General features: G+C 67.6%; 29 protein-coding genes. 14 read left to right on the top strand and 15 right to left on the bottom strand.

Annotated elements, in window-relative coordinates; genetic code table 11:
* Positions 1–76: 76 nt before the first annotated feature.
* The 4 genes from ACWF82_RS29630 to uraD are packed head-to-tail and all read right to left on the bottom strand — an operon-like array spanning position 77 to position 3147.
* Complete coding sequence (locus ACWF82_RS29630) at positions 77–1441, bottom strand: 8-oxoguanine deaminase (protein ID WP_452506487.1); 1365 nt, start codon at positions 1439–1441, stop codon at positions 77–79.
* Positions 1429–2334 (bottom strand): factor-independent urate hydroxylase, encoded by a 906-nt coding sequence (gene pucL / locus ACWF82_RS29625; RefSeq protein ID WP_452506485.1) that lies wholly within the window; start codon positions 2332–2334, stop codon positions 1429–1431. Before pucL ends, ACWF82_RS29630 begins: the two co-directional genes overlap by 13 nt.
* A gap of 4 nt (positions 2335–2338) precedes the next feature.
* Complete coding sequence (uraH, locus tag ACWF82_RS29620) at positions 2339–2656, bottom strand: hydroxyisourate hydrolase (protein ID WP_452506483.1); 318 nt, start codon at positions 2654–2656, stop codon at positions 2339–2341.
* Positions 2653–3147 (bottom strand): 2-oxo-4-hydroxy-4-carboxy-5-ureidoimidazoline decarboxylase, encoded by a 495-nt coding sequence (gene uraD, locus ACWF82_RS29615; protein ID WP_452506481.1) that lies wholly within the window; start codon positions 3145–3147, stop codon positions 2653–2655. Before uraD ends, uraH begins: the two co-directional genes overlap by 4 nt.
* 126 nt (positions 3148–3273) lie before the next feature.
* On the opposite strand from uraD, the gene ACWF82_RS29610 reads away from it, so the two are divergent.
* The 3 genes from ACWF82_RS29610 to ACWF82_RS29600 all read left to right on the top strand — a co-directional run bounded on the left by ACWF82_RS29610 (position 3274) and on the right by ACWF82_RS29600 (position 6203).
* Complete coding sequence (locus ACWF82_RS29610) at positions 3274–3870, top strand: nucleotidyltransferase family protein (protein WP_452506479.1); 597 nt, start codon at positions 3274–3276, stop codon at positions 3868–3870.
* A gap of 15 nt (positions 3871–3885) precedes the next feature.
* Positions 3886–4902 (top strand): XdhC family protein, encoded by a 1017-nt coding sequence (locus ACWF82_RS29605; RefSeq protein WP_452506478.1) that lies wholly within the window; start codon positions 3886–3888, stop codon positions 4900–4902.
* A 281-nt stretch (positions 4903–5183) separates the two neighbouring features.
* A complete protein-coding gene (locus ACWF82_RS29600) occupies positions 5184–6203 on the top strand; it encodes an alpha/beta hydrolase (RefSeq protein ID WP_452506476.1) in 1020 nt (339 codons plus the stop codon).
* A 61-nt stretch (positions 6204–6264) separates the two neighbouring features.
* On the opposite strand, the gene ACWF82_RS29595 is transcribed toward ACWF82_RS29600, so the two are convergent.
* From ACWF82_RS29595 to ACWF82_RS29575, 5 genes are all read right to left on the bottom strand, one after another.
* Positions 6265–6864 carry a TetR/AcrR family transcriptional regulator gene (locus tag ACWF82_RS29595; RefSeq protein WP_452506474.1) on the bottom strand — a complete coding sequence of 200 codons (600 nt, stop codon included), beginning with the start codon at positions 6862–6864 and terminating at the stop codon, positions 6265–6267.
* A 157-nt stretch (positions 6865–7021) separates the two neighbouring features.
* A complete protein-coding gene (locus ACWF82_RS29590) occupies positions 7022–7363 on the bottom strand; it encodes a DUF3349 domain-containing protein (protein WP_452506473.1) in 342 nt (113 codons plus the stop codon).
* A gap of 11 nt (positions 7364–7374) precedes the next feature.
* Positions 7375–7656 (bottom strand): hypothetical protein, encoded by a 282-nt coding sequence (locus ACWF82_RS29585; RefSeq protein ID WP_189025320.1) that lies wholly within the window; start codon positions 7654–7656, stop codon positions 7375–7377.
* Between the two features lie 12 nt (positions 7657–7668).
* Positions 7669–8844: an anion permease gene (locus ACWF82_RS29580; RefSeq protein WP_452506471.1), complete on the bottom strand. Its 1176-nt coding sequence runs from the start codon at positions 8842–8844 to the stop codon at positions 7669–7671.
* A 63-nt stretch (positions 8845–8907) separates the two neighbouring features.
* Entirely contained in the window at positions 8908–10425 is a 1518-nt protein-coding gene (locus tag ACWF82_RS29575; RefSeq protein WP_452506469.1) for an ATP-dependent DNA ligase, read from the bottom strand.
* Between the two features lie 94 nt (positions 10426–10519).
* Between ACWF82_RS29575 and ramB the strand changes: the two genes are divergently transcribed.
* Entirely contained in the window at positions 10520–11926 is a 1407-nt protein-coding gene (gene ramB / locus ACWF82_RS29570) for an acetate metabolism transcriptional regulator RamB (protein ID WP_452506467.1), read from the top strand.
* A 129-nt stretch (positions 11927–12055) separates the two neighbouring features.
* The gene (locus ACWF82_RS29565; protein WP_452506465.1) at positions 12056–12427 is read left to right on the top strand and encodes a hypothetical protein; all 372 of its coding nucleotides are present in this window, start codon (positions 12056–12058) and stop codon (positions 12425–12427) included.
* Between the two features lie 18 nt (positions 12428–12445).
* Here the strand turns inward: ACWF82_RS29565 and ACWF82_RS29560 are convergent, their stop codons facing one another.
* A complete protein-coding gene (locus ACWF82_RS29560) occupies positions 12446–14275 on the bottom strand; it encodes an acyl-CoA dehydrogenase (RefSeq protein WP_452506463.1) in 1830 nt (609 codons plus the stop codon).
* Between the two features lie 287 nt (positions 14276–14562).
* Here ACWF82_RS29560 and urtA point away from each other — a divergent pair, with 287 nt between their 5' ends.
* The 6 genes from urtA (at position 14563) to ACWF82_RS29530 (ending at position 20226) form a co-directional block, all read left to right on the top strand.
* A complete protein-coding gene (gene urtA / locus ACWF82_RS29555) occupies positions 14563–15813 on the top strand; it encodes an urea ABC transporter substrate-binding protein (RefSeq protein WP_452506461.1) in 1251 nt (416 codons plus the stop codon).
* A gap of 161 nt (positions 15814–15974) precedes the next feature.
* A complete protein-coding gene (urtB, locus tag ACWF82_RS29550) occupies positions 15975–16859 on the top strand; it encodes an urea ABC transporter permease subunit UrtB (RefSeq protein WP_452506459.1) in 885 nt (294 codons plus the stop codon).
* Positions 16856–17989: an urea ABC transporter permease subunit UrtC gene (gene urtC / locus ACWF82_RS29545; RefSeq protein ID WP_452506458.1), complete on the top strand. Its 1134-nt coding sequence runs from the start codon at positions 16856–16858 to the stop codon at positions 17987–17989. The genes urtB and urtC overlap by 4 nt, the downstream gene beginning before the upstream one ends.
* Positions 17986–18798 (top strand): urea ABC transporter ATP-binding protein UrtD, encoded by an 813-nt coding sequence (gene urtD, locus ACWF82_RS29540; protein ID WP_452506456.1) that lies wholly within the window; start codon positions 17986–17988, stop codon positions 18796–18798. Before urtC ends, urtD begins: the two co-directional genes overlap by 4 nt.
* Positions 18791–19483 carry an urea ABC transporter ATP-binding subunit UrtE gene (urtE, locus tag ACWF82_RS29535; protein WP_452506454.1) on the top strand — a complete coding sequence of 231 codons (693 nt, stop codon included), beginning with the start codon at positions 18791–18793 and terminating at the stop codon, positions 19481–19483. The genes urtD and urtE overlap by 8 nt, the downstream gene beginning before the upstream one ends.
* 14 nt (positions 19484–19497) lie before the next feature.
* Positions 19498–20226 (top strand): GntR family transcriptional regulator, encoded by a 729-nt coding sequence (locus tag ACWF82_RS29530; protein ID WP_452506452.1) that lies wholly within the window; start codon positions 19498–19500, stop codon positions 20224–20226.
* A gap of 4 nt (positions 20227–20230) precedes the next feature.
* On the opposite strand, the gene ACWF82_RS29525 is transcribed toward ACWF82_RS29530, so the two are convergent.
* Entirely contained in the window at positions 20231–21121 is an 891-nt protein-coding gene (locus ACWF82_RS29525; protein WP_452506450.1) for an NERD domain-containing protein, read from the bottom strand.
* Positions 21122–21321: 200 nt separating this feature from the next.
* On the opposite strand from ACWF82_RS29525, the gene ACWF82_RS29520 reads away from it, so the two are divergent.
* On the top strand, positions 21322–21867 hold the full coding sequence (locus tag ACWF82_RS29520; RefSeq protein ID WP_452506448.1) for a carboxymuconolactone decarboxylase family protein: 546 nt from the start codon (positions 21322–21324) through the stop codon (positions 21865–21867).
* 93 nt (positions 21868–21960) lie between these two features.
* Positions 21961–22338, top strand: a complete 378-nt coding sequence (locus ACWF82_RS29515; RefSeq protein ID WP_379078006.1) for a VOC family protein — start codon at positions 21961–21963, stop codon at positions 22336–22338.
* On the opposite strand, the gene ACWF82_RS29510 is transcribed toward ACWF82_RS29515, so the two are convergent.
* Together ACWF82_RS29510 and ACWF82_RS29505 are read right to left on the bottom strand one after the other, a co-directional pair.
* Positions 22339–22722, bottom strand: a complete 384-nt coding sequence (locus tag ACWF82_RS29510; protein WP_452506446.1) for a DoxX family protein — start codon at positions 22720–22722, stop codon at positions 22339–22341. It lies immediately after the preceding gene.
* Between the two features lie 44 nt (positions 22723–22766).
* Positions 22767–23615 carry an SDR family oxidoreductase gene (locus ACWF82_RS29505; protein ID WP_452506444.1) on the bottom strand — a complete coding sequence of 283 codons (849 nt, stop codon included), beginning with the start codon at positions 23613–23615 and terminating at the stop codon, positions 22767–22769.
* Positions 23616–23713: 98 nt separating this feature from the next.
* On the opposite strand from ACWF82_RS29505, the gene ACWF82_RS29500 reads away from it, so the two are divergent.
* Positions 23714–24103: a winged helix-turn-helix transcriptional regulator gene (locus ACWF82_RS29500; RefSeq protein WP_452506442.1), complete on the top strand. Its 390-nt coding sequence runs from the start codon at positions 23714–23716 to the stop codon at positions 24101–24103.
* A gap of 1 nt (position 24104) precedes the next feature.
* Here the strand turns inward: ACWF82_RS29500 and ACWF82_RS29495 are convergent, their stop codons facing one another.
* Positions 24105–24800 (bottom strand): polysaccharide deacetylase family protein, encoded by a 696-nt coding sequence (locus tag ACWF82_RS29495; RefSeq protein WP_452506440.1) that lies wholly within the window; start codon positions 24798–24800, stop codon positions 24105–24107.
* Positions 24801–24940: 140 nt separating this feature from the next.
* Positions 24941–25384: a L,D-transpeptidase gene (locus tag ACWF82_RS29490; RefSeq protein WP_452506438.1), complete on the bottom strand. Its 444-nt coding sequence runs from the start codon at positions 25382–25384 to the stop codon at positions 24941–24943.
* Positions 25385–25741 lie beyond the last annotated feature (357 nt).

Here is a 25741-nt window from a genome sequence, read left to right as displayed (position 1 = left end):
GCCGATTGCGCCGTCGCCACAGCTCAGCGCGCTGCGACCGGCGGGTAGAGACCATCGGCACCACCGCCTGGCGGCGTCACGCACCGGCCAGCAGCGTGGCCTGTGCCTGGGCGACATCAGCGCCGACCGCCGCCTCGTCCACCGTCGTGACGACACCGTCACGCACCACTTCGCGCCCGTTCACCAGCAGCGCGGCCAGCGGCGGCGCCGACCCGAGCACCAGCGCGACGACGGGGTCCTCGATGCCGGCGTGCGCGGGCGTATCGAGCCGCCACAGCGCCAGATCGGCCAGTTTGCCCGGCTCGATCGACCCGATCTCGGCGTCCCGCCCGAGCACCCGCGCCCCACCCATGGTCGCCAGTTCCAGCGCGGCACGCACGGTCATCGCCCGCGGCCCGCCGACGGCCCGCGCGTACAGCAGCGCATTGCGCGGTTCCTCGATCATCGAGCTCGACTCGTTGCTGGCCGCGCCGTCGACACCGAGGCCGACAGGTACCCCCGCCGCCACCAGATCCGCGGTGCGCGCGATCCCCGCCCCGAGCCTGCCGTTGGACGTGGGACAGTGCGCGACGCCGGTCCCGGTCCGCGCCATCGCGCCGATCGCCGGATCGTCGAGATGCACGGCATGGGCGAACCAGACATCGGAACCAAGCCAGCCCAGCTGTTCCATGTACTGCGCGGGCGTGCACCCGAATTTCTCCAGGCAGAAGTCCAGCTCGTCGTCGGTCTCGGCCAGATGGGTATGCAGGCGGACCCCGGCCGACCTGGCCAGCGCCGCGGACTCGCGCATGAGATCACCGGTCACCGAGAACGGCGAGCACGGCGCGAGCGCGATCCGCACCATCGCGTCGAAGGACGGGTCGTGCCACTGCTCGATCGCCGCGGCGCTCGCGGCGAGAATGCCGTCGATCGACTCGACCACCTCGTCGGGCGGCAGCCCGCCCTCGCCCTCGCCCAGATCCATCGACCCCCGCGCCGGGTGGAACCGCAGCCCGACCGCCGACGCGGCACCGATCTCGGCCGCGAGCAGATCCCCGCCACCACGCGGGAAGACATAGTGATGATCCGACGACGTGGTGCAGCCGCTGCGCGCCAGCGCGACCAGCGCACCGGTCGCCGCCACCCGCACCGACTTCTCGTCGATCCGCGCCCACACCGGGTACAGCGTGGTCAGCCACTCGAACAGGGTGTTGTCGGCGGCCAGACCGCGGGTGATCCACTGGTACAGGTGGTGATGGGTGTTCACGAGACCGGGCGTGAGCACGCACCCACGGCCATCGATCCGCGTCACCTCGGGCCCGAACGCGGGCGGCCTACCCGCACCGACAGCATCGATCCGATTGCCCCGCACCGTCACCCAGCCGTCGCGGTATTCGGTCCCCGCCGCGTCGACGGTCACCACCGCGCACCCGTCGATCACCAGATCGGTCACGGCAGCCATGCGAGCCCCGCTTCGGGAGCGTCCGCGCGCTGCAACGTCGCGTGGATCGAGCCGTACGGACGATCCGCCGCCAAACAGACCTCCCCTTTGTTCTCGATCCCGAATCGCGCCAGGTCGTATTCGAAGTGGTGCTTGTTCGGCGCCGACAGCCGGATCTCGGCGAGTACCGGGAACCGTTCCAGCACCGCGTTTCCCATCGCGTACAGCGTCTGCTGCAATGCCTTGGAGTAGGTCGTCGCGAACAGCTCGAGCAGCGTGGCCCTGATGCCCTCGTACACCTCGTCCCAGCCGAATCCGCCGATCTCGGCGAAGCGCCACCGCACGATCAGCGAGGTGGCGAGCACGCGATCGTGGGTGGGGGCCAGCGTCGTGTACTCGTCGGTGCGGAAGTCGGCGAACTCCGAGCCGGTGGACTTGAGCAGCACCAGGTCCTTGATCCCGCCGACCACCCACGTCTGCCGCGCGTCGCCCTTACCCGCCACGGTCACCGCGGCGGTGCGCACCTCCGGGCCCTGCCGCACCCAGGTGTGGTCGTGCTCGTGCCCGTTCACCGAGACCCGCTGCCACCCATAGGAATCCACATCGATCCGCGCGCTCGACACCGGCTCGACCGTGTCGACGAAATGCTTCGCCAGTGCGATCGCGTAGTCCTCGACGGTGTCCAGGCCCGGTTTCTTCGCGAACACGAAGGCGGTGTGTTTCTGGGTATCGGTGGGCAGGATATGACGCTGGTCGCCCTCGATGTAGGCCGCCGCGAAATCACCGCGCAGGGTGGTCGAGACATTCACATCGCGGATCTCGTGCCGCGCATTCTCCTTGTAGAACCGCACCACCCGGTTCTCGGACTTGCCATAACGATTGTCGGTCAACACGATCGGACCGCTCAGTGCCATCTGCTCAGCTCCCTCGGTAGGTGGAATAGGCGAACGGCGACAACAGCAGCGGCACATGCAGATGCGGCTGCTCACCCACCGTGAACGCGACACAAACCTCCGGATAGAAGGCCTCGGTGCCCTGCGCCGCGAAATAGCTGCCGGTATCGAAGAACAACCGGTAGTCACCCGGATTCAGCCCGGCCGCGAGTTCTTTCACCCGGCCGTCCGAATCGGTCAGCGCCTCGGTCAGGCGCTGGTCGCCGCGCATCAGCCAGACCGCGACGCCTTCGGCGGGCACCCCACGCACGGCGTCGAGCACGTGCGTGCTCAGGCCGGTCACGCGCCCGCCACCGTTCGCGCGAGCCGCAGCCGGTTGATTTTCGCCAATTCGGTACGCATGACCTGCCTTTCGGTCGACGGATCGTTGTCCAGCCGCGCCCGCAGGACGGCGAGCAGTTCCTCGCCGCCGCGCCCTGCCGCGCAGACCAGGTAGATATGGCCGAACTTCGCCTCGTAGGCGCGGTTGCCCGCGATGAGCTCTGCCTTGACCTCGTCACCGGACACCCCGGACTGTTCGCGGGCCGATGCCGCCGAGGTCGGGCGCTCGCCGATCCGCGGGTGGCCGGCCAGCGCCTCGTCGATCTCGGCGTCGTCGAGCGCGGCCAGCGCGGCGTCGGCGGCGTCGAACAGCGACTCCGCGGTGGCGTAGGGACGGGCGGCGGCGACCGCCCGCGCCCAGCGTGGCGCGGAGCAACAGGAAAGCAATGCCGCCTCGGCGGCCGGGGCGGATAGCGCGTTGAATCCCGCGAGGCCGATCGCTTCGCTCGTCATCGATCCAGCATCGCCCGATCCCCCGGCAGCCGCCACCGTTGCGCACTCGGTCATGTCGGCGTGTCGTCGTCCTTGTGCTCCCCCGTTGTCATCGACCGGCAACATTGCCCTATTAATTTCACCGCCATGCCCCAGATCGACCCGGCCGTGCCGTCGGCGTGCACCGGCATCGTCCTCGCGGCGGGCGCCGGCACCCGTTACGGCAAACCCAAGGCACTCGCCGAGAACGGCGCCTGGCTGCGCTCGGCGATCACCGCCCTGCGCGACGGCGGCTGCGATCCGGTGGTCGTTCTGCTCGGCGCCACCGGACCCGATCCAGCCGGGCTCGGACTGCCGCCGGACACCGCGTGGCGATGGGTCGACGACTGGGCCACCGGGCTCTCCGCGACGGTGCGCGCGGGCCTGCGCGCGGCCGCCGAGGCGGGCACGCGCTATGTGGCCTTCCTGCCCGTCGATCTTCCCGATATCGGGGCCGATGTCGTCGCACGGGTGCTCGCCGCGGCCCGCGCGAGCGAGAGCGGACTCGCACGTGGTGTGTTCTCCGACACACCTGGACATCCCGTTGTGATCGAGAACAAGCACTGGGACGCCATTTCAGCAGCGTCCGTAGGTGATGTCGGCGCAGGTTCCTATTTGGGCGGTAGACAGGATATGGTGTGCGTCACGTGCGACGACTTGGCGACAGGGACCGATCGCGATTTCCCGGAAGTCGGCGCACGGTGATCGGAGATTTGAGATATGCGCGATATCGTCGATGACCTTCTGCGAGTGTGGCATTCGGGCCGTACCGGCGGTCTCGCCACCGTGGTCCGTACCATCGGCACCAACGCGCTGTCTATCGGGTCGGGAATGCTCGTCACACCCAATGGCGGAGTCTTCGGATCCATCGCGTCCGGGCGGCTGGAAGAGACCGTCTACGCCGCGGCACTGGAAGCCGCGCAGACCGGGATACGGCAACTACGTCGCTACAGTTTGATCACCGGAATGGAATCGGTCTCCGACGACGGCCAGCTGGTCGACATCTTCGTCGAGCCGTTCTCCTGCCGCGACTTTCCCGAATTCCCCGCCATCGCCGCCGACATCCAGGCCCATCGCCGGGTCACCGTCTTCACCGTGGTGTGGAATCAGGACCCCGATGTCATCGGCCAGCACCTGGTCACCGATCGCAAGCACGCCACCGAGCTCGTCGCCCTGCCCGAGTCGGACCTGTTCGTCGCGTCCTACTGCCCGCCGCCGCGCCTGATCATCTTCGGCGCCAACGCGTACGCGGCCACCCTGGCCGCCCAGGCGCGGATGATCGGCTACCGGGTCAGCATCTGCGATTCGCGTCCCGAGTTCGCCGACCCGGCCTCGTTCCCCGGCGCCGAGGTCGTCGTGGACTGGCCGCACCGCTACCTGAACACCCTCTCCGCCGCGGGCGAAATCGACAGCAGCACAGGCATCGTCGTGCTGGCCAACGAGCCACGCTTCGAGATCCCGCTGCTCACCGTCGCCCTTCGCCTCCCCGAACTGGGCTACCTTGCCGCCCTCGGCACCCCCGCCGACCAGGCCCGCCGCCTCGACGACCTGCGCGCTGGCGGCTTCGACGAGCCGACCCTGGCCCGCCTGCACGTGCCCGCCGGCCTCGAGTCCGGCCCGCGCACCCCCGCCGAAACCGCCGTCTTCGTCACCGCCGACTTCCTCGCCGCACGAGCAGGCCTACGCCTGGCCGCCCGCCGCGACTACGGATCGGCGGCGGTCGGCCTGGCGATCTAGGGCCTGCCCGAACTCGGCAATCGGAATCGCTTGTGACGTGAATCGCCCATAAAGCGGCTGATTACGGCGGCATTTGCGAATCCGGACTGTTATTTGCGGTCCGCAATCGTGCGTGAAGTCACCGACAATTCTGCACCGTAACGAAATTGTCCCGCCGGAGGACATAGAGTGTCGGAGGATCTGACAGCCCAACGGCCGTCGAGCGCATACCGCTCGGCCGACGGGGGAAACACTGCGATGACGGGGCCGACAGGGCCCGTGGACTGGGAACCGACTGTTCGATGAAGCTCTCTGCACTACGTAACGTGGCCGCCCTGCGCACCACCGCCGTGGCTCTGACTGCCGCCCTGTCGGTGGCCGTGATCGCCGCAGGCGGCGCCGCATCCGCCGAGCCCGAGAAGGCCTCTGCAGTGTCGTCCGTCGTCAAGGACGGTCGCACGTGGCATCTGAAGGTGTACTCGGCGGCGATGAAGAAGGACATCACCATCGACGTGCAGCGGCCTGTCGACGAGTCCAAGCCTGCGCCCAACTTCTACATGCTCAACGGCCTGGACGCCGGCGAGGGCTCGGCGAGCTGGGCAGCGCAGACCAACGCACTCGACTTCCTCGCCGACAAGCACGTCAATGTCATCCAGCCGATAGGTGGCCGCGGCAGCTACTACACCGACTGGAAGCAGGAAGACCCGCGGCTCGGTCTGAACAAGTGGACCACCTTCTTCACCCAGGAGCTGCCGCCGCTGCTCGACGCCACCCTCAACTCGACCGGCCTCAACGCGCTGGCCGGGCTCTCCACCTCCGGCACCTCGGTGCTGCAGCTGGCCGAGGCCAAGCCGGGGCTGTTCAAGTCCGTCGCCGCCTACAGCGGCTGCGCGCAGATCGCCGACCCGATGGGCAAGCAGGCCGTCAAGTTCTCCGTGGAGACCTGGGCGGGCGGCAAGACCGCGAACATGTACGGCGCCGACAACGACCCGGCCTGGGTCGAGAACGACCCGGTCGTCAACGCGGAGAAGCTGCGCGGCACCAACCTCTACATCTCCAGCGGTAGCGGCATGCCGACCAACGCCGACGTCGCGTACTACCTCAACGGCTCGCCCGGCCCGATGGGCGTGATCAACCTCGGCCTCGGTATCGGCATCGAAGCCGCGACCAACGCGTGCAGCCAGAACCTGAAGACCAAGCTGGACTCGCTGGGCATCCCGGCGACCTACCAGTTCACCCCGATGGGCACCCACTACTGGCCGTACTGGGAGCAGGCGCTGCACGAGTCGTGGCCGCTGCTCGCCCAGGGCATGGGTATCTGATTCAGCGAACACCCGCAAACGGGAGGCATCCGATCGGCGATGCCTCCCGTTTCGCGTTCGGTCAGGTCGGCAGTGCCGACGGCTGAACCGAGAGCCCGGACCGGATGAAGTAAGCGATCTCGTCGCAGATCTCGTCGACCGAAATCGCGTCACCGGGAACGGTCGCGTGCACCATCTCCTGGGCCAGGGAATTCACCGCGCCGATCAGGGCGAGCGCGAACAGGTGCACACTGCGCGATTCCGCTTCCCCGCGTGCGGCGGCGCGCTGCGCTTCCCTGGTGAGCAGGCCGGAGACCGAGCGCCGTTGCGCGCGCCGCCATTCCTCCACCGCCGGGCTCACACCGACCACCTCGACATAGAACACCCTGGCCGCGCGCCGGTCGCGGCAGGTCACGGCGAGAAACGCGCGGAAGCTCTCCACCACGCGCACCACCAGCGGCTGCTCGCTTGCCCGTTCCAAGGCCTCGTCGACACGGTGCAGGGCGGCGGTGTTCAGCCGGTCGACCAGCGCGATCAACAGCGCCTCGCGACTACCGATGTCTTCGTAGAAACTGCGGGTCGACACATTCGCCGTCGCGCACAAGCGCTCGATCGATGTCGACGAATAACCCTGGGTACCGAATAGTTCCAGCGCCGCGTCGGTCAACCGGTTGCGGCGCATGGCTACTCTCTGCTGACGCGACAATCCACCGTAACTACGACCACTATCGGTTTCATTCACACGCCGAACCACCCGTGAATGCTAGCGCGCAACCGCCGGGCATCCGGGCGAATCGAAAACTGTCCAGGTCATGAATTCCACTGGCACAGCGGAATTGTCAGGCCTCGCTGTCGTCGAGCGGTTCGGCCAGCGGCCAGCCACCGGCCGCCAGGTGCGAGGCCACCCGGGAGACGTCGTCGGGATCGGGCTGCTGCTTGGCGAAATCGGTGATGGCCGCTTCGATCTCGGCCTGGCTGATGGATTCCCGGTTCGGGTTGGCCTCGATCAGTTTCTCGCCGATCACCACCACCTCGTAGTCGGTGAGGTGCCGGTGCAGCACCGCGAACAACGCGACATAGTCCGATTGCGGGATGCCCTGCGGATATCCGGCGCGCAGCCAGCCGAGGACGCGCGAGAGCAGGTTCGGCCGGACGGCGGGGTGGGGGGACGGCTCTGTCATCGAGTCCTCGCTCATGCTTGACCGAACAGATGAATACCGAACTGGTGGGCGATGAACGCCTTGGCGGTGAACAGGATTCCGGCGATCACCACGGTGACGATGACGACCAGGCAGATCAGCGCGCCCGCCAGGGCCGGGTAGTTCCGGTGCACGCGGCCCTGCGCGTCGACCGTCTCGGCCTTGGCCCACCAGCGCACCGCGAAGGCGAACACGGCGGGCACGCCCGCGCCGAAGACCAGCGCGGCCAGCACCACTTCCCACAGTGAACTCAGATTCGTGATCACGGTATGCACGTTCGCTCCCCTCTACCCGGCGTGGTTCTGTTCGATCGACGACTGCGGCGGCGCACCGTCGGGCCACTCGTTCACATTGTGGGTGCCGACCGGGTCACGCCGCGACCGCAGGTAGATGGCGAGCGCACCGAAGATCAGGATCCCGAAGACGACGAGGACACCGGGCAGGCCACCGATGAGGTGCGCGATCGCCCAGCAGATCGCGCCGACGATGCCCGCCATCGGCAGCGTCAGCAGCCAGGCGACGGCCATCCGGCCCATCACCCGCCAGCGCACCTCGGCGCCCTTGCCGATGCCGGTGCCGAGGATCGCGCCGGTCGCGGTCTGGGTGGTCGACAGCGGCAGGCCGAAGTGCGCGGAGGTGAGAATGATCGCCGCCGAGGTCGACTCCGCCGCGAGACCCTGCGGCGACTCGATCTCGACCAGGCCCTTGCCCAGCGTCCGGATGATCCGCCAGCCGCCGAGGTAGGTGCCGAGGGCGATCGCGACCGCACAGGCCGACATCACCCACAGCGGCATGTGGTCGTCCTTGTCGAGCGAGCCGTAGGCGACCAGCGCCAGGAAGATGATGCCCATCGTCTTCTGCGCGTCGTTGGTGCCGTGGGCGAGCGAGACCAGCGACGCCGACCCGATCTGGCCCCAGCGGAAGCCCTCGTTCGACTTGTCCTCGTCGACGCCGTGGGTGATCCGGTAGACCAGGTAGGTGGCGATGGCGGCGACCAGCGCGGCGATCGCCGGGGCCAGAATCGCGGGGATCACGATCTTGATCAGCACGCCTTCCGAGCCCGACACCCAGATCACGCCGCTCCAGCCGAGCGCGGCGATCGTGGAGCCGATGAGCCCGCCGAACAGGGCGTGCGAGGAACTCGACGGCAAGCCGAGCAACCAGGTCAGCAGATTCCACAGAATGCCGCCGACCAGGCCGGCGAACACGATGACCAGCAGGTCTTGCCCGCCCACCTCGTTCAATTGGACGATGCCCTTGGCCACGGTCGCCGCCACCGATACCGACAGAAAAGCACCGATCAGATTCAGCACGCCGGAGAGCGCCACCGCAACGCGCGGCTTCAAGGCACCGGTGGCGATCGAGGTCGCCATGGCATTGGCCGTGTCGTGGAATCCGTTGGTGAAGTCGAATACGAGAGCTGTGGCGATGACGATCAACAGGACCATTAGTTCGGCGCTCACCCGAACAGTGTGTCGTATGCCCGCACCGGATTGCCAAACCGTTGCGGGAAAATCCTCGCCGGATCAGCCTGCGGCCCCCAGCGCGCGGACCGCGTCGATCGTGTCGGCCTGCGCTGGCTCCTTGTCCGGCCGGTACCGCAGCACCCTGGCGAACCGCAGCGCGACGCCGCCTGGGTACCTGGTGCTGGTCTGGACGCCGTCGAGCGCGATCTCGACGACGAGTTCGGGGCGCAGGAACACGGCGTGGCCGTCGGTGTGTGTCTGGTAGCGCGGGAACTGTTCGGTCTGCCAGCGCAGCAGCTCGTCGGTGAGGCCCTTGAACGTCTTGCCGACCATCACCGGCTCGCCCGTCTCCGGATCGAGAGCGCCCAGGTGCAGGTTCGACAGGAACCCGGTGCGCCTGCCGTACCCCCATTCCGCGCCGATCACCAGCAGGTCGAGGGTGTGCGCCGGTTTGATCTTCTGCCAGGCCTTGCCGCGCCTGCCCGCCGCGTACGGCGCGTCGAGCGACTTGACCATCACACCCTCGTTGCCGACGGCCAGCGCGTCGTCGTAGTACTCGGCGGCGGCCTCGGCATCGGGGGCGACGAGCGCGGGGATGCTGTGCTCGCCCGCCACCCGCTCGAGCATGGTGCGGCGCACGCGCAGCGGCTCGTCGAGCAGGTCGACGCCGTCGAGGTGCAGGCAGTCGAAGAAATAGGGGTGCAGCAGCAGCTCCCTGGTGTCGCCGACGGTGGCGAACCGGCTCATCGTCTCCTGGAACGGGCGCGGGCGGCCCGCGTCGGTCAGCGCCAGGGTCTCCCCGTCGAGGACCACGCTGGTGCAGTCCAGGCCCGCGACCAGCTCCACCAGCTCGGGAACGCCCGCGGTGATGTCGCGCAGGGTCCTGGTGAACACCCACACCCGCTCGCCGCTGCGATGCACTTGGATGCGGGCGCCGTCGAGCTTGTGTTCGACGCTCACCCGCGGGCCGAGTTCGGCCAGCGCCTCGTCCAGCGAGCCGCCGGGTGACGCGAGCATCGGCGCGACGGGCCTGCCGACCTCGAGCCGGAACGCGGACAGCGCCGCCTCGCCGCCGGTGACCGCGGCGGCTGCGGTCGCGGGCAGCTGCCCGGACAGCATGTGCGCGCGCCGCACCACCTCGACCGGGATGCCGGTAGAGGTGGCCAGTGCTTCGACGACGACCGCGGTCAGTGCGCCCTGGCGGAGTTCGCCGGTGAGCAGCCGGATCAGGAAGGACTGTTCGTCCTTCGTCGCGGCCGTGAACAGCGACGTCAGCAGTTCGCGTCGGCGCAGGGTCGAGCCGGTGCCGCTGAGCCCGGTCAGCTGCGAGAAGACATCGTCGACCGCGCCGACGGTGAGGTGCGCCGCCGCGCTCGGCGGCGTGTCCAACCCGGCCACCGTGCGCCAGCCCGCCCCGATCCGGCCCTGCACCAGCTCACCGGACAGCCAGGCCACCACGGTCCCGATTTCCTGCGGGCTCGCGGCAGCGAAGAGCTCGGCCAGCGCGGCGATCTTCGCCTTGCGTGACCGGGTCGCTCGCACCGCCGCCGAGGCCGCGACGACATCGCTGAACAGCACTCGACGACCGTAACCCGGCGGTGTGACACATCGCTCAGCCCACGCTGTTAAGAATCCATTGGCAAGGCTGCGAAACCGCCCATAAACTGGACATATGGCCAAGACCTATGTCGGTGCGCGGCTGCGCCAGCTGCGTACCGAGCGCGGGCTGAGCCAGGTCTCGCTGGCCCAGAAGCTGGAGATCTCGGCCAGCTATCTCAACCAGATCGAGCACGACGTGCGCCCGCTCACGGTGCCGGTGCTCAAGCGGATCAACGAGGTCTTCGGCGTCGACCCCGCCTTCTTCTCCGCCCACGACGACACCCGGCTCATCGCCGAACTCCAGGAAGTCGTGATGGACGCCGAGCTCGGCATCGAGGCCGACACCCAGGAGATCGCCGACATGGTCTCGGCGCATCCGAGCATGGCGCGCGCCCTGGTCGCCATGCACAACCGGTACCGCAACACCAGCGCCCAGCTGGCCGCAGCCACCGAGGACCGCTTCTCCGACGGTTCCGGCAGCGCCGCGATCAGCAAGCCGCACGAGGAAGTGCGCGACTACTTCTATCAGCGCCAGAACTACATCCACGAACTCGACACCGCGGCCGAGGACCTCACCACACGCATCCGCTTCCACGGCGGCGAGGTGAGCACCGAGATCGTCCGGCTGCTGCGCTCGCACGGCGTGCGGATCGTCGAGCGGATCGACCTCGGCGAGGGCGTGCTGCACCACTACGACCCCGAGACCAAGCAGCTCGAGATCTCCCCGCACCTGTCCGGCGGGCAGCGCACCTTCAAGCTGGCCGCCGAGCTCGCCTACCTCGAGTGCGGGCCGCTGCTCGACAAGCTGGTCGAGGAGGGCAATTTCGCCTCCGACGCCTCACACAAGCTGGCGATGCTCGGCCTGGCCAACTACTTCGCCGCCGCGACGGTGTTGCCCTACACCCACTTCCACGAGGTGGCCGAGGACTTCCGCTACGACATCGAGCGCCTGTCGGCCTTCTTCTCGCAGAGTTACGAGACCATCTGCCACCGGCTTTCGACCCTGCAGCGGCCGAGCCTGCGCGGCGTCCCGTTCTCCTTCGTCCGCGTCGACCGCGCGGGCAACATGTCGAAACGCCAGTCCGCCACCGGTTTCCACTTCTCCGCCAGCGGCGGCACCTGCCCACTGTGGAACGTCTACGAGACCTTCGCCTACCCCGGCAAGATCATGACCCAGATCGCCCAGATGCCCGACGGCCGCAAATACCTCTGGGTCGCCCGCACGGTAGAACGCCGCGCCACCCGCTACGGCCAGCCGAGCAAAACCTTCGCCATCGGCCTCGGCTGCGAACTCCGCCACGCGGGCCGCGTCGTCTACGCCGACGGCATCGACCTGGGCGAAGCCACCGCCACCCCCATCGGCGCGGGCTGCCGCGTCTGCGTCCGCTCCAACTGCCCCCAACGAGCCTTCCCACCCCTTGGCAAGGCCCTCGACATCAGCGAACACCGCAGCTCGGTCTCCCCCTACCTGATCAAATAGCCCGCACCGGGTGGGCCGTCGCGGTACCGCGGCACGACAAAGGGTCTACCGCGCGCCGCGTAAACGCGGAATCATGGATTGCGGAGGAACAGCAGAAACTTCTCGGACGCCGAAAGTCAGGAGGCGTCGATGCAGAAACAACCGCGACGAGTAGCCCGAATCGCTGCCGGCGTCCCCTTCGCGCTGGCCGTTTCGCTGTCCGGCGTGGATGCGCACGCACAGGATTCGAGCCGGATCACCGTGATCGAGACCGAGTACTCGATCACCGTGTCCAGGGCCAATGTGCGGGCAGGTACCTACACCCTCGATGTGCGCAACAATGGCGGAACCCGCCACGACCTGGTCATCGCAGGCCCCGGCGTCGATTCCCGCACCCCGGTGCTCGAGGGCGGCACCGGCAGCGAACTGAAGGTCACACTGCGGTCGGGCACCTATGCGCTCTGGTGCTCCATCGGCAAACACCATTCACTCGGAATGCGCTCCAGCATCTCGGTCTCCTGACCGCGACCCCAGGTGACGTCAGAAGGCTTCCTCCGGGATGCCCATGATGTCGTTGTCGAGGGTGGCGAGGATGTTCCTGGTCGCGGTGAGTTCGGGCAGGACGTTCTTGGCGAAGAAGCAGGCTGCGGCGATTTTGCCCTGGTAGAAGGGGCGGTCTTTGGCGGTGGCGTCGGCGGCGAGGGCTGCGGCGGCGATGTCGGCCTGGACGAGCAGGCGCCAGGCGATGAGGAGGTCGCCGACCGACATCAGGAAGCGGACCGAGCCGAGGCCTACCTTGTAGAGCTCGGTGGGGTCGGTCTGGCCCGCCATGGCGTAGCCGGTGAGGGTGGCGCCCATGGCGGCGACGTCGGCCTGGGCGGTGCGCAGCAGGGCGCGCTCGGTGCCGAAGCGGCCGGAGTCGGTGTCCAGGTAGGCGGAGATCTTGGCGTTCACGTGGGCAAGGGCGGTGCCGCGATCGCGAATGATCTTGCGGAAGAAGAAGTCCTGGGCCTGGATCGCGGTGGTGCCCTCGTAGAGGGAGTCGATCTTGGCGTCGCGGATGTACTGCTCGATCGGATAGTCCTGCAGATAGCCGGAGCCGCCGAGGGTTTGCAGTGACTCGGTGAGCAACTGGTAGGCGCGCTCGGAGCCGACGCCCTTGACGATCGGCAGCAGCAGATCGTCGACACGATGCGCCAGCTCCGGCTCGGCGCCCGAGACCAGCTGCGCCACATCCTCGTTCTGATGCGCGGCGGTATACAGATACACCGCGCGCAGCCCCTCCGCGTACGCCTTCTGCATGGCCAGCGACCGCCGCACATCGGGGTGATGGGTGATAGTCACGCGCGGCGCGGCTTTGTCCGACATCTGCGTCAGATCCGCGCCCTGCACCCGGGTCTTGGCGTATTCGAGCGCGTTCAGATAGCCGGTCGACAGCGTCCCGGACGACTTCACACCCACCGTCATCCGCGCGTTCTCGATCACCTTGAACATCTGCGCGATGCCGTTGTGCACGTCACCGACCAGCCAGCCCTTGGCAGGCCCCGAGGTGCCGCCGAAAGTGAGCTCGCAGGTCGGCGATGACTTGATCCCCATCTTGTGCTCGATGCCGGTCACATACACGCCGTTGCGCTCGCCGAGTTCCAGCGTCTCGGGATCGAAGAGGAACTTCGGCACGTAGAACAGCGACAGCCCCTTGGTGCCCGATCCGGCGCCTTCGGGCCTGGCGAGCACGAGGTGGAACATATTCTCGGCCACGTCACCAACGTCACCGCCGGAGATGAACCGCTTCACCCCTTCGATATGCCACGACCCGTCGGGCTGCGGCACCGCCTTGGCGCGGCCCGCGCCCACATCGGACCCGGCATCGGGCTCGGTGAGCACCATGGTCCCCTGCCAACCGCGCTCGAAACCACCACGCGCCCAGCGCTTCTGCTGCTCGGTGCCGATCCCGTAGAGCACCGAGCCCATCAGCGGACCCATGTTGAAGAAGCTGGCCGAGGGATTGGCGCAGATGACGAGCTCGTTGATGGCCCACATCAGCACGCTCGGCGCGGGCGTGCCGCCCATGCCCTCCGGCATGCCGAGCCGGTACCAGCCCGCTTCGTGCACCGCGTCGACCGTCTTGCGCAACGACTCTGGCACCGTGATCTCGAAGGTCTCGGGGTGATAGACCACCGGATGCCGGTCGGCGTCGGCGAACGAATCCGCGATCGGGCCCTCGGCCAGGCGCTTCACCTCGTCGAGGATCTGGCGCACCGTGTCGGAGTCCAGGTCGCCGTAGGCGCCGGTATCGAGGAGTTTGTCGAGATTCAGCACCTCGAAGAGATTGAACTCGATATCACGCAGGTTCGCCTTGTAGTGCCCCATCGGTCGCCTCCTCGACTGACCACCCGGCCCGAGAGCCGCGTGATTCGGCTGTTCGACGTCGTATGAATTCGAAGCGTGCCGCACCGTGACATCCCTACGCAACCGTAGGCACGCCGCCGCCCGGAGGATTTGTTCACACGGACGAAACAGACGAAACGGACACGTGACCGAGAGATATTCCGGTGCAACATGTTCCATCTACCGTTCCGCTCACGAATACGGCCGCTGTATACAACTCGGTGTACATCCGTTATCCGGGGCAGCGGTGGTGATGAGGAGAACCGCCCATGTCTGATTCCCGTCTGGTCAAGGCGCTCACGGTGCCCGCCGCGGTGGCCGTCGCAGGCCTGCTGCTCACCGGCTGCGGTGCGCGTGACGACGCGTCCACCGGCTCGAACGCCGTATCCTGCGTCGACACCACCAAGGACACGATCAAGGTCGGTTCGCTGCACTCGCTGTCGGGCACCATGGCCATTTCCGAAGTCACCGTGGCCAATTCGACCAAGCTCGCGATCGACCAGATCAACGCCGCGGGCGGCGTGCTCGGCAAGAAGATCGAGATCGTCCTCGAAGACGGCGCCTCGGACCCGAAGACCTTCGCCGAGAAGGCCGAGAAGCTGATCAGCTCCGACTGTGTCGCGGCGGTGTTCGGCGGCTGGACCTCGTCGAGCCGAAAGGCCATGAAGCCCAAGTTCGAGAATCTGAACTCGCTGCTCTACTACCCCGTGCAGTACGAGGGCCTGGAAGACAGCAAGAACATCTTCTACACCGGCGCCACCACCAACCAGCAGATCATCCCCGCGCTGGACTACCTGAAGCAGAAGGGCATCAAGTCCCTCTACCTGGTCGGCTCGGACTACGTCTTCCCGCAGACCGCCAACCGCGAGATCAAGGCCTACGCCGCGGCCAACGGCATCGAGATCAAGGGCGAGGAGTACACCCCGCTCGGCTCGACCGACTTCTCCACCATCGTCAACAAGGTCCGCAGTGCCAAGGCGGGCGCGGTGTTCAACACCCTCAACGGCGACTCCAACGTCGCGTTCTTCCGCGAGTACACCAACGCGGGCCTGAAAGCCGCTGAGATGCCGGTGGTTTCGGTGTCCATCGCCGAGGAAGAGGTCGCCGGCATCGGCGCGCAGAACATCGCGGGCCAGCTGACCGCCTGGAACTACTACCAGACCGTCGACTCCCCGGTGAACAAGAAGTTCGTCGCCGACTACAAGGCCGCCTTCGGCGCCGACAAGCCCACCTCGGACCCGATGGAAGCCGCCTACGCCTCGGTCTTCCTGTGGAAGAACACCGTCGAGAAGGCCAAGTCGTTCGCCATGGCCGACGTGCAGGCCGCCGCCGACGGCGTCAGTTTCGAAGCGCCGGAGGGCACCGTCACCATCGACGGCTCCAACCACCACATCACCAAGACCGCCCGGATCGGCGAGATCCGCCCGGACGGCCTGATCTACACGGTGTGGGATTCCGGCAAGGCGATCACCCCGGACCCGTACCTGAAGTCCTACGACTGGGCCAAGGGCTTGAAGTAGCCGTCGCGTGGCCGCGACGTGTTCGCGGCCCCCAAAGGCTCACCACCGACCGGCCGATACCCGCGCCAAGGCGCATCGTCCCGGCCGGTCGGCGGCGAGCCGGCCGCGAACGGGCCTCCTCGAGGTCGGCCGCTCGTGGTCACCGATCGCAGGGAACTCACATGGATGTACTTATCGGTCAACTCTTCACCGGGTTGAGCCTCGGATCAATTCTTCTGCTCGCCGCGCTCGGCCTGGCGCTGACCTTCGGTCAGATGGGCGTCATCAATATGGCGCACGGCGAGTTCATCATGGCCGGCTGCTACACGACCTACGTTGTGCAGCAGGTCTTCTCGTCGGCGGGCGTCTCGCTGGTCGTGTCGCTGTTGCTCGGTTTCCTCGTCGGCGGCCTGCTCGGCGCCGCACTGGAAATGGGCCTGATCCGCTACATGTACGACCGTCCGCTGGACACCCTGCTGGTCACCTTCGGTGTCGGGCTCGTCCTCCAGCAGGCCGCGCGGGACATCTTCGGCGCACCGGCCAAGAACGTGCTCGTGCCCGAATGGCTCAGTGGCGGAATCACTATCGCGGGCGCCGTGGTGCCCAAGACGCGCATCTTCATCCTGGTACTGGCGATCGTCGCGGTGACCGCGCTGGCCGCCGTCCTCAAGGCCACGCCGATGGGCAGGCGTATTCGCGCCGTCGTGCAGAACCGCGGGCTGGCCGAAACCAGCGGTATATCCAGCAGATTCACCGATATCAGCACGTTCTTCATCGGCTCCGGCCTGGCGGGTGTCGCCGGTGTGGCGCTCACCCTGATCGGCTCGACGAGCCCCACCATCGGTCAGAGCTATCTGATCGACGCGTTCCTGGTGGTCGTGATCGGCGGCCTCGGCCAGATCAAGGGCACGGTGATCGCGGCGTTCGCGCTCGGCCTGCTCAACTCGTTCATCGAATACTCGACCACGGCGTCCATCGCGAAGGTGATCGTGTTCGTGCTGATCGTCATCTTCCTGCAGGTCCGTCCGCAGGGCCTGTTCACCGTGCGGACGAGGAGCCTGGCATGACCGCACTCACCGAACGCCTCCGGGCGTACCCCCGGCTGACGCCGCTCGCCGGTTTCGCCATCGCCGCTTTTCTGCTGTTCGCCGTGGCCCCCGCGGTACTCAGCGACTTCCGGCTGAACCTGCTCGCCAAGTTCCTCTGCTTCGCGATCGTGGCGGCGGGCATCGGATTGGCTTGGGGCCGTGGCGGAATGCTCACCCTCGGCCAGGGCGTGTTCTTCGGCATCGGCGCCTACGTCATGGCGATGCACATGCAGCTCGCCGACGCCGCGCGCCTCGGCAACGACGTGCCCGAGTTCATGGAGATCTCCGGGATCAGCGAGCTGCCTACCTTCTGGCAGCCGTTCGCCTCGGCGCCGGTCGCGATTCTCGGGATCCTGGTGCTGCCCGCGCTGGTCGCGGCCGTCCTCGGCTACGGCGTGTTCAAGCGCCGGGTGCGTGGCGCCTACTTCGCCATCCTGAGCCAGGCGCTGGCCGCGGCGCTGGCGATCCTGCTCACCGGTCAGCAGGCCATCGGTGGCTTCACGGGCCTGTCGGATTTCCGCGCCTTCTTCGGCTTCAAGCTGTCGGACCCGGCCAACCGGCAGATGCTGTTCTTCATCGCAGCGGGCACGCTACTGCTGGTCGTCGCGCTGATCCGCCAGCTCAACCGCAGCCGCTACGGCGAACTGCTTGTCGCGGTGCGCGATGCCGAGGAACGGGTGCGCTTCCTCGGGTACGACCCGGCCAATATCAAGATCGTCGCCTATGTGGTCGCGGCGTTCCTGGCCGGGATCGCCGGTGCGCTGTTCACCCCGATCGTCGGCATCATCTCCCCCGCCGACATCGGTGTCGTCCCGTCGATCGCCTTCCTCATCGGCGTCGCGATCGGTGGCCGCACCACCCTGCTCGGCCCGGTCCTGGGCGCGATCGGCGTCGCCTGGGCGCAGACCTCGCTGTCGGAGTCGTTCCCGTCGGGCTGGACCTATCTGCAGGGCGTGCTGTTCATCGTGGTCGTCGGGTTCATCCCCGCGGGCCTGGCCGGACTGTGGCCACTGATCAAGGGCTGGTGGCAGAGCCGGAAACCGGAGCCGACCCCGGTGCCCGCCGAACCCGCCGCCGTCGTCACCGAGGAGAAGGTGCAAGCGCGATGACCACACACGAGCCCAAAGCGGGCGGCAACGCGGGCATGCACAGCGACTATCTCGAAATCCGCGGTCTCTCGGTGAGTTTCGACGGTTTCAAGGCGGTCACCGATGTCGACCTGACGGTGCTGCAAGGCGACCTGCGGTTCCTGATCGGCCCCAACGGCGCGGGCAAGACCACCCTCATCGACGCCATCACCGGCCTGGTCCCGGCGACCGGCTCGGCGCAGAAGTCGGGCACCGAACTGCTCGGCAAGAAGGTGCACCAGATCGCCCGCCTCGGCGTCGGCCGCACCTTCCAGACGGCGAGCGTGTTCGAACAGCTCAGCGTGCTGCAGAACCTCGACATCGCGGCGGGCGCGGGCCGTTCACCGCTGTCGCTGCTGCGCGCGCGCAAATCGGTGCTGCCCAGTATCGAAGAGGCCTTGGAGACAACGGGTCTCACCGCGTTGCGGGACAAGCCAGCCGGTGTGCTCGCGCACGGCCAGAAGCAGTGGCTCGAGATCGGCATGCTGCTGGTGCAGAACGCCTCGGTGCTGCTGCTCGACGAGCCGGTCGCGGGCATGAGTGCCGAGGAGCGCGAGGAGACCGGAAACCTGTTGCGCCGCATCGGCGGTGACCGCGTTGTCGTGGTGGTCGAGCACGACATGGACTTCATGCGGTCCTTCGCCACCTCGGTCACCGTCCTCGCGGGCGGCAAGGTGCTCAGCGAGGGCAGCGTCGAAGAGGTGCAGGCCGATCCGAAGGTGCAGGAGGTCTACCTCGGCACCGCGGCACTGGCCGAAGACGGGACGGACAAGGAGTCGGCCGATGCTTGAACTACACGACATCCACTCGGGATACGGGCGCACCGAGGTGATCCACGGCGTCAGCCTGACCGTGCCCGACGACAGCGTGGTCGCCATCATGGGCCACAACGGCGCGGGCAAGACCACCCTGCTGCGCACCGCCGTCGGCCTGCTGCCGACCAAATCGGGCACGATCACTTTCGACGGCGAGAAGATCACCAAGCTCTCCCCGTCGCAACGGGTCAAGCGCGGCATCGCCTACGTGCCGCAGGGGCAGCAGAGTTTCCCCCAGCTGACCACAGCCGAGAACCTCCAGGTCGTCGCGGACGGGCGCAAGCGCGGCAAGGCGCTGATCGAGGAATCGCTCGAGCTGTTCCCCGCGCTGCGTGAGCTACTGACCCGCAAAGCCGGGCTGCTTTCCGGCGGTCAGCGGCAGCAGCTGGCCATCGCGCGTGCCCTGATCACCGAGCCCAAGCTGCTCATCCTCGACGAACCGACCGAGGGTATCCAGCCGTCGGTGGTCGCCGAGATCGAGCGCACCATCATCGACCTCACCCGGCGCGGTGGGCTCAGTGTGCTGCTGGTCGAGCAGCACATCGGCTTCGCACTGCAAGCCGCCCAGCACTATTACGTGCTGCACTCGGGCCATCTCGGCTCGTCGGGCGAGGGTGGGGCCGGTGCGGAGTCCGCGGTCCGCGCGGCGATGGCGATCTGAACGCGGGCCCGCGCATGGGACGCAGCGGCGCAGGCGAGGGCAGACGGGTGCCGCTGGCCGAGCGCGTCTATGTGGCGCTGCGGGACGACCTCGCGACCGGAGCGCTCCAGCCCACCGAACGACTCCGCGCCGAACGGCTGGCCCAGCGGTACGGCGTCTCGCGCACCCCGGTGCGCGAGGCGCTGGCCAGGCTGCAGGCCGACGGGCTGGTGCGGCGCCACCCCGACGGCCTCTATCCGTACCGCCTGCGCCTTGCGGAGCTGGACGAGCTCTATGAGCTGCGAATCATCTTGGAAGCACGCGGTTTTCAGCGCATCGACGCCACCGACTCGGTCCAGCCACACCGTCCCGTCGCGCACGACCTACCCGCCGTGCGCGACGAACTGGATCGCTGGCGCGAATACCGGTACACCCCACCGGAACCCGGCCCCGGGCTGGTGGCCGCCGACGAACGATTTCACACCGAACTGCTTCGGGCAGCGGGTAATCCGGCGCTCGCCGACGCGCTGACAGCGGTCTACCTGCGGGTGCGCCCGGTCCGCACCATGGACATGCCGAACGCCGAACGAGTCGCGGCGATGACCGCCGACCACATCACCATCGCCGAGCAGGTGCTGGCAGGCGAGCTGGAGCGGGCCCTGCACACCCTCACCGCCCATATCGCCTCCTCCCGCGCCCACCTCCGGGGACGCGTCGAGCGGGCGATCGCCTTCACCACACTCGGTCACGCCGTGCGCGAGTGAGCCTTCAGCAGTCGTTCTGGAACGGCCAGCACACCGTCGGCCCCTTGTCGGCAGGCGTGCTGGGCGTCCTGGTCGTGGTCTGGGTGGTCTCCGAGGTCGTCCGCGGGTTCGGCGGGTCGTTCAGCAGGGCTGACCCGACCACAAGGAACACGACGAACACACCGATCAGGGCGGCCGCGAACACGATCAGCCCCGCCAGCTTTCCCCGCCGGGTCGGGTCCGCCGGCGCCGGCGCCTGGACCGGTTCGGTAAACCTGCGCGGCTGCGGCGGGATCGGCTTCTGCGTCGGGCGGCTGCCGTCGAAACCGTCGGCGGCGAGGTCGGCGCGCGAGGGTGTCAGGTCACCGATGCCAAGCGCGGTGCAGGTGGTGAGTACCCGGTCGATGGTCCATTCACGAGGACCCGCGGAGAACCCCTCCAGATAGACCCGCAGCTCATGGGCGTCGAGGGTGTTCGCGACGAGCACATCCAGCCCTGGTCGCAGCGCGGTGCGTGCCGGCCGCACCACCACGCCCCGATAGGGCACCATCACCACCGCGCCGGACACGTGCCTGCTGTCCTGCAACGCCTGCTCCAGCGCCACCCGTACCGCGTGCACGCCGTGCTCGACCCGATCGGTCAGGCCAGCGGACTCCTCGGTATCCAGATCCAGCGGACTGTCACTGATCGTCCAGCTGCCCGCCGACACCGCGAGCAGTCCGCTCTGCCGTCGCCGGAACCCTTTCACCTCGATGACCGTGATCCCCCGCGGCGTCACGATCACCGCGCCCAGCCTGCGATCGCCCACCTGGCAATCGACCAGCGCGAGCCCTGTGCTCGGATAGGCGCGCAGGCATTCGACGAACTCCCGCTCGGCACCGGTGAGCTCCGCACCCGGCCTGATCCGAACCAGCATTCCGATGTTCCCCTACCAGTGCTGCGACCTCACACCGCCGCTGCGCGCTGCGGTACCCACCGATCATGACGCGCAACTGTTGTGAAAACCACTGGAAACCAAAGAAAACCGGCACTCTCGCGCAGTCGGCACCGAAATTCGATACCGGCGAGTACGCTCCGACTCGACCGGGCGACGTCGAGAAAGCAGGTGGACAACAGATGGCCGCAGCACCCCGACCTCGGGTTTCACCGGGCCGCTTCGGCGAGCTCGGACCGATCAACTGGGTTGTCTGGCAAGTGCTTTCCCGCGCCTCGGGTACCGACGACGCGCATCTTTTCAGCACACTCGGGCGCACCGGTGGATTGTTCCGCGGCTGGCTGCATTTCTCCGGCAAGCTCATGCCGGGCGGGCGGCTGCCCCGCGCCGAGGCCGAGCTGGTGATCCTGCGCGTCGCGCACCTGCGCGAGTGCGCCTACGAGACCGACCACCATCGCCGCCTCGGCCGCAAAGCGGGCCTGACCGCCGTCGAGATCGACCGGGTCGGCACCGGCCCCGATGCCGAGGGCTGGACACCGCGCCAGCGTGCCCTGCTCACCGTCACCGATCAGCTGGTGACCACCCGGAATGTGGACGACGCGGCCTGGGCGGAGCTCGCCGCGCACTATGACGAACGGCTGCTGATCGAGATCGTGCTGCTGATCAACCAGTACGAGGGCCTGGCAGCCACCATCACGACCCTGCAGATAGATCGCGATACCTTCTAGAACTGTGACCCAGGTCATAGGGCGGAACCCGCACTCTTCTCGCCATCGTTAAGGCGTACAAAGTACGGAGTTCATCGCACCGAGGAGAACCGCATGCAGATCACCGGCTCAGCCATCTCGCTCAATGTCGCCGACCCGCAGGCATCGGCCCGGTTCCTGATCGACCACCTCGGTTTCACCGAGCAGATGGCCACCGACGGGTTCGTCTCCCTGCAACGCGCCGATGCCGGAATGAACGTCATCTACCTGCGCACCGGGCTGAGCACGTTCAAGCCGGCGCGGATCGCGGGCAGCGCGGGCGACGGCACCCTCGTGGTGTTCGTCGTCGACGACATCGACACCGAGTACGAACGCCTGCGCGGCGAGGGCGTCCCGATCGAGACGCCCATCGAGACCGAGGAGTGGGGCGAACGCTACTTCCAGATGACCGACCCGAACGGGATCGTCATCCAGCTCGTGCAGTGGGTGTGATCAGCGGCGCGCGACCCGCAGCGCGGCCACGATCATCGGGATCTGCAGCGGCAGCCGCGCCAGCACCCCGGCCTTGAACAGGCCGGAGGCCTTCGGGTTGCCGACCACGTCGACGGCCATCTGGACGTTGGCGGGGAAGACGCCGACGAACAGCGCTGCGGCCAGCCAGCCGCCGAGGCGACGGGTGCGCGGCACCGCGAGAGCCGTCGCGACGCCGAGCTCGGCGACCCCGGACGCGTAGGTGTAGTTCCGCGGGTTGCCGGGCAGCTTCGGCGGCACGATGCCGTCGAAGGGCTTCGGCGCGACGAAGTGCAGGACGCCCACCGCGAACAGCAGTCCGCTCAGATAGGAGTGCGTGCGTCGACGGGGAGTTTCGGTAGCCACACCCGAACTCTGCCACACGGCTCCCCGTCGGCCCACCCCTGATCTCAGCCCAGAATCGCCCGGAACGCCTCGGCGGGCGGGGTCACCGGGCGGCCGAGGAGCTTGGCCAGATCACCGGTGCGAACCTCGAGCAGCCCTTCGGCGATACCGGCGTCGGCGTCGGCCAGTGCCGCCGCCACCGGCTCGGGCAGACCCGCCTGACCGAGGACCGCGGCGTAGCCGGCTTCGGCCAGATTCTCGTAGCGCACCGGCGTTCCGGTGACCTCGGCGATCACGGCGGCGATGTCCGCGCCGGTCAGCGCGGTGTCGCCGCCGAGTTCGTAGACGCGGCCCTCGTGGCCGTCGGTCGTGAGCACGACCGCCGCCGCCTCGGCGTAGTCGGCCCGCGGGGCGCCGGAGACCTTGCCGTCGCCCGATGCGCCCGCGAGTACACCGGTCTGGGCGGCGTGCGCGGCGCCCGCGGCGTAGTTCTCCCAGTACCAGCTGTTGCGCAGCAGGACCGTCGGCACCGTCGCGGTCGCGAGAACTTCCTCGGTGCCCCGATGTTCCTGCGCGAGGATCATCCGGTTGTCCGGCGCGACCGGGATGCTCGTGTAGGCGAGCAGCCGCACGCCGGCGCGCTCGGCGGCCCGGATGACGTTGGTGTGCTGGGCGACCCGGGCGCCGAACTCGTTGCCCGAGATCAGCAGCACCCGGTCGACACCCGCGAGCGCGGCGTCGAGGGCGGCCGGGTCGTCGTAGGCGGCCTGGCGTACCTGCGCGCCGCGTTCGGCGAGGTCGGCCACCTTGGCGGGATCGCGCACGATCGCCACCGGCCGCTCCCCCGCCGCCAGCAGGGTCTCGACGACAAGCCTGCCCAGCTGCCCACTCGCTCCGGTCACCGCAACGGTCATGATCTTCCTCCAGGGTTTGCACTGATTTTCATGTACTAACTATTAGTAAGCACTATTCATTCCGGAAGTGATCAGGTCAAGAGGGGTACGATCGCCCCATGAGCACGCAGCCCACGTCGACCGACGACGATCAGGCGCTGGAAGCCGACGTCTTCGCCCGTAACTGCACGTCGCGGCCCGTACTGCAGAATGTCGCCAGCCGGTGGGGTGTGCTGGCGCTGGTGGCCCTACGCGAGGGTCCGTACCGGTTCAGCGCGCTGCGCCGACGGGTCGACGGCGTGAGCGAACGAATGCTGTCGCAGACCCTGCAAACACTCGAACGCGACGGCATGGTTCATCGCGAGGTACTCGAAGCCATTCCGCCGCGGGTGGAGTACACGCTCACCGAACTCGGCGCGCAGGTGGCCGAGCGGCTGGAATCACTGGTCGTGGTCCTGGAGACCAATATGGACGTCATCCTCGAAGCCCAGGAGAACTACCACCGCTGAGTCAGCGCGCGAGCAGGTCCGAGACGGTGACGAACCGGTAGCCCTGCGCGCGCAGGCCGACGACGACATCGGGGACCGCGGTGGCCGATTCGCTGCCGTGCATGACGTGCAGCAGCACGATCGAGCCGGGCCTGGTCTGCGCCAGGGTGTCGGTGACGATGGCTTCGCGGGTGGCGCCGCCCGCGGAATCGGGTTCGACATCCCAGGTCACCGTGGTGCGGTCGTGCTCGGCGAGATAGTTCGGGAGCGCCCAGAGTTTCTTGCCGTAGGGCGGGCGGAAGGTGATCGGCCCCTGGTATCCGGTGCGGCGGATTTCGGCGTCGGTGCGTTCGATCTCGTCGCGCACGGTATCGCCGGAGATCAGGACCATCCGGCGGTGGGAGTACGAGTGGTTGCCGATCTCGTGGCCAGCGGCCGCGATCGCCGCACCGTATTCCGGGTGCGCGGCCAGATTGTCGCCGACCAGGTAGAAGGTGGCGGGAACCCGCAGTTCGGCGAGCATGCGGAGAATCTCGGGCGTGCGTTCGGTCGGCCCGTCGTCGAAGGTCAGCGCGACCAGCTTCTCGTCGGTGTCGACCCGATCGACCAGGGTGCCCGTCAGCTGATAGGTCCGCGAGTTCATCAACACATACAGCCCGGCGACAACTGCCAGAACCACCACGATCCCCACAGCCCCACCAACCAACCACCGACGCACTGGCTGTTCCGCCTCTCCGAGTATTCAAGCCAGACTAAGGCGCGAAGCTGGGTGAGTGTTGGCGGGCGGCGGTGGTTCGCCGGGGAGGGTTAGCCCGTGCCCGGTGAGTTACCCATGTTCGTTCGTTTTTCGGGCGTTGCTTACACGATGACCTGGGTGATGTCGCCTGGGTTCAAGTAGTCGAAGAAGCGGTGGGCGCCGTCCTCGGTCATGCGCACACATCCGTGCGACTGCGAATTGACCGGGCCGACATGGAATGCCATGTCACCGTTGAAGAAGGTGGCCCAGCGCATGGGCGCATTGTGCATCGTGCTCCAGTGGAATTCCCGTTTGAAGGAAATCCTGGTCACCGCGGGCGGAGTTTCGTAGCCGGCCATGCCGTGCGAAATCGGTGTCGGGCCGAAAATCACGCGGCCGTTGTCGACCAGCCACGCCTCGTTCGTCGACAGCCGCATGCACGCCCTTGCCTCGACCACCGGGCACGGCGACGCGGTCGGAATGATCGACGGAACACCGGGAATATCGGGGCCACCGGGGAACAGTGGTTCGGCCATCGCGGGCGCCATCGTGCCGAATCCGGCCACCGCCAGCAACGCTGCAGAACGTGCTACCCAACCGAGAATTCGCTTCACAGTCCGTTGCCTCTCAACCGTGCCCGCCACCCGCGAGCCACCGGGCGAGGGGACCATCTCATGGAACACAAACATGTCGAACACGAGCTTGGAACTACCTGGAGGTGCTACCGCATCATCGGATACAGAACCCGATTCACCAAATCAACGCCCACAATTTGGCCGAATAGAAATAGAAGAAACGCCCATTCCCAGCCCCGCACTCCCCGACCTCGAGGAGGGGACGGCCACGAAGTGGCCGGTTCGCGGCCGTCCCGCCGGTCAGGTGCCGTTGCGTAGGCGACGAAGGAGCAAGCAACGGTGCCTGAC

The sequence above is a fragment of the Nocardia sp. NPDC055053 genome (assembly GCF_053608285.1).
Note: the sequence above shows the minus strand (reverse complement) of the source record. Positions and strands in the feature narration are given on the sequence as shown.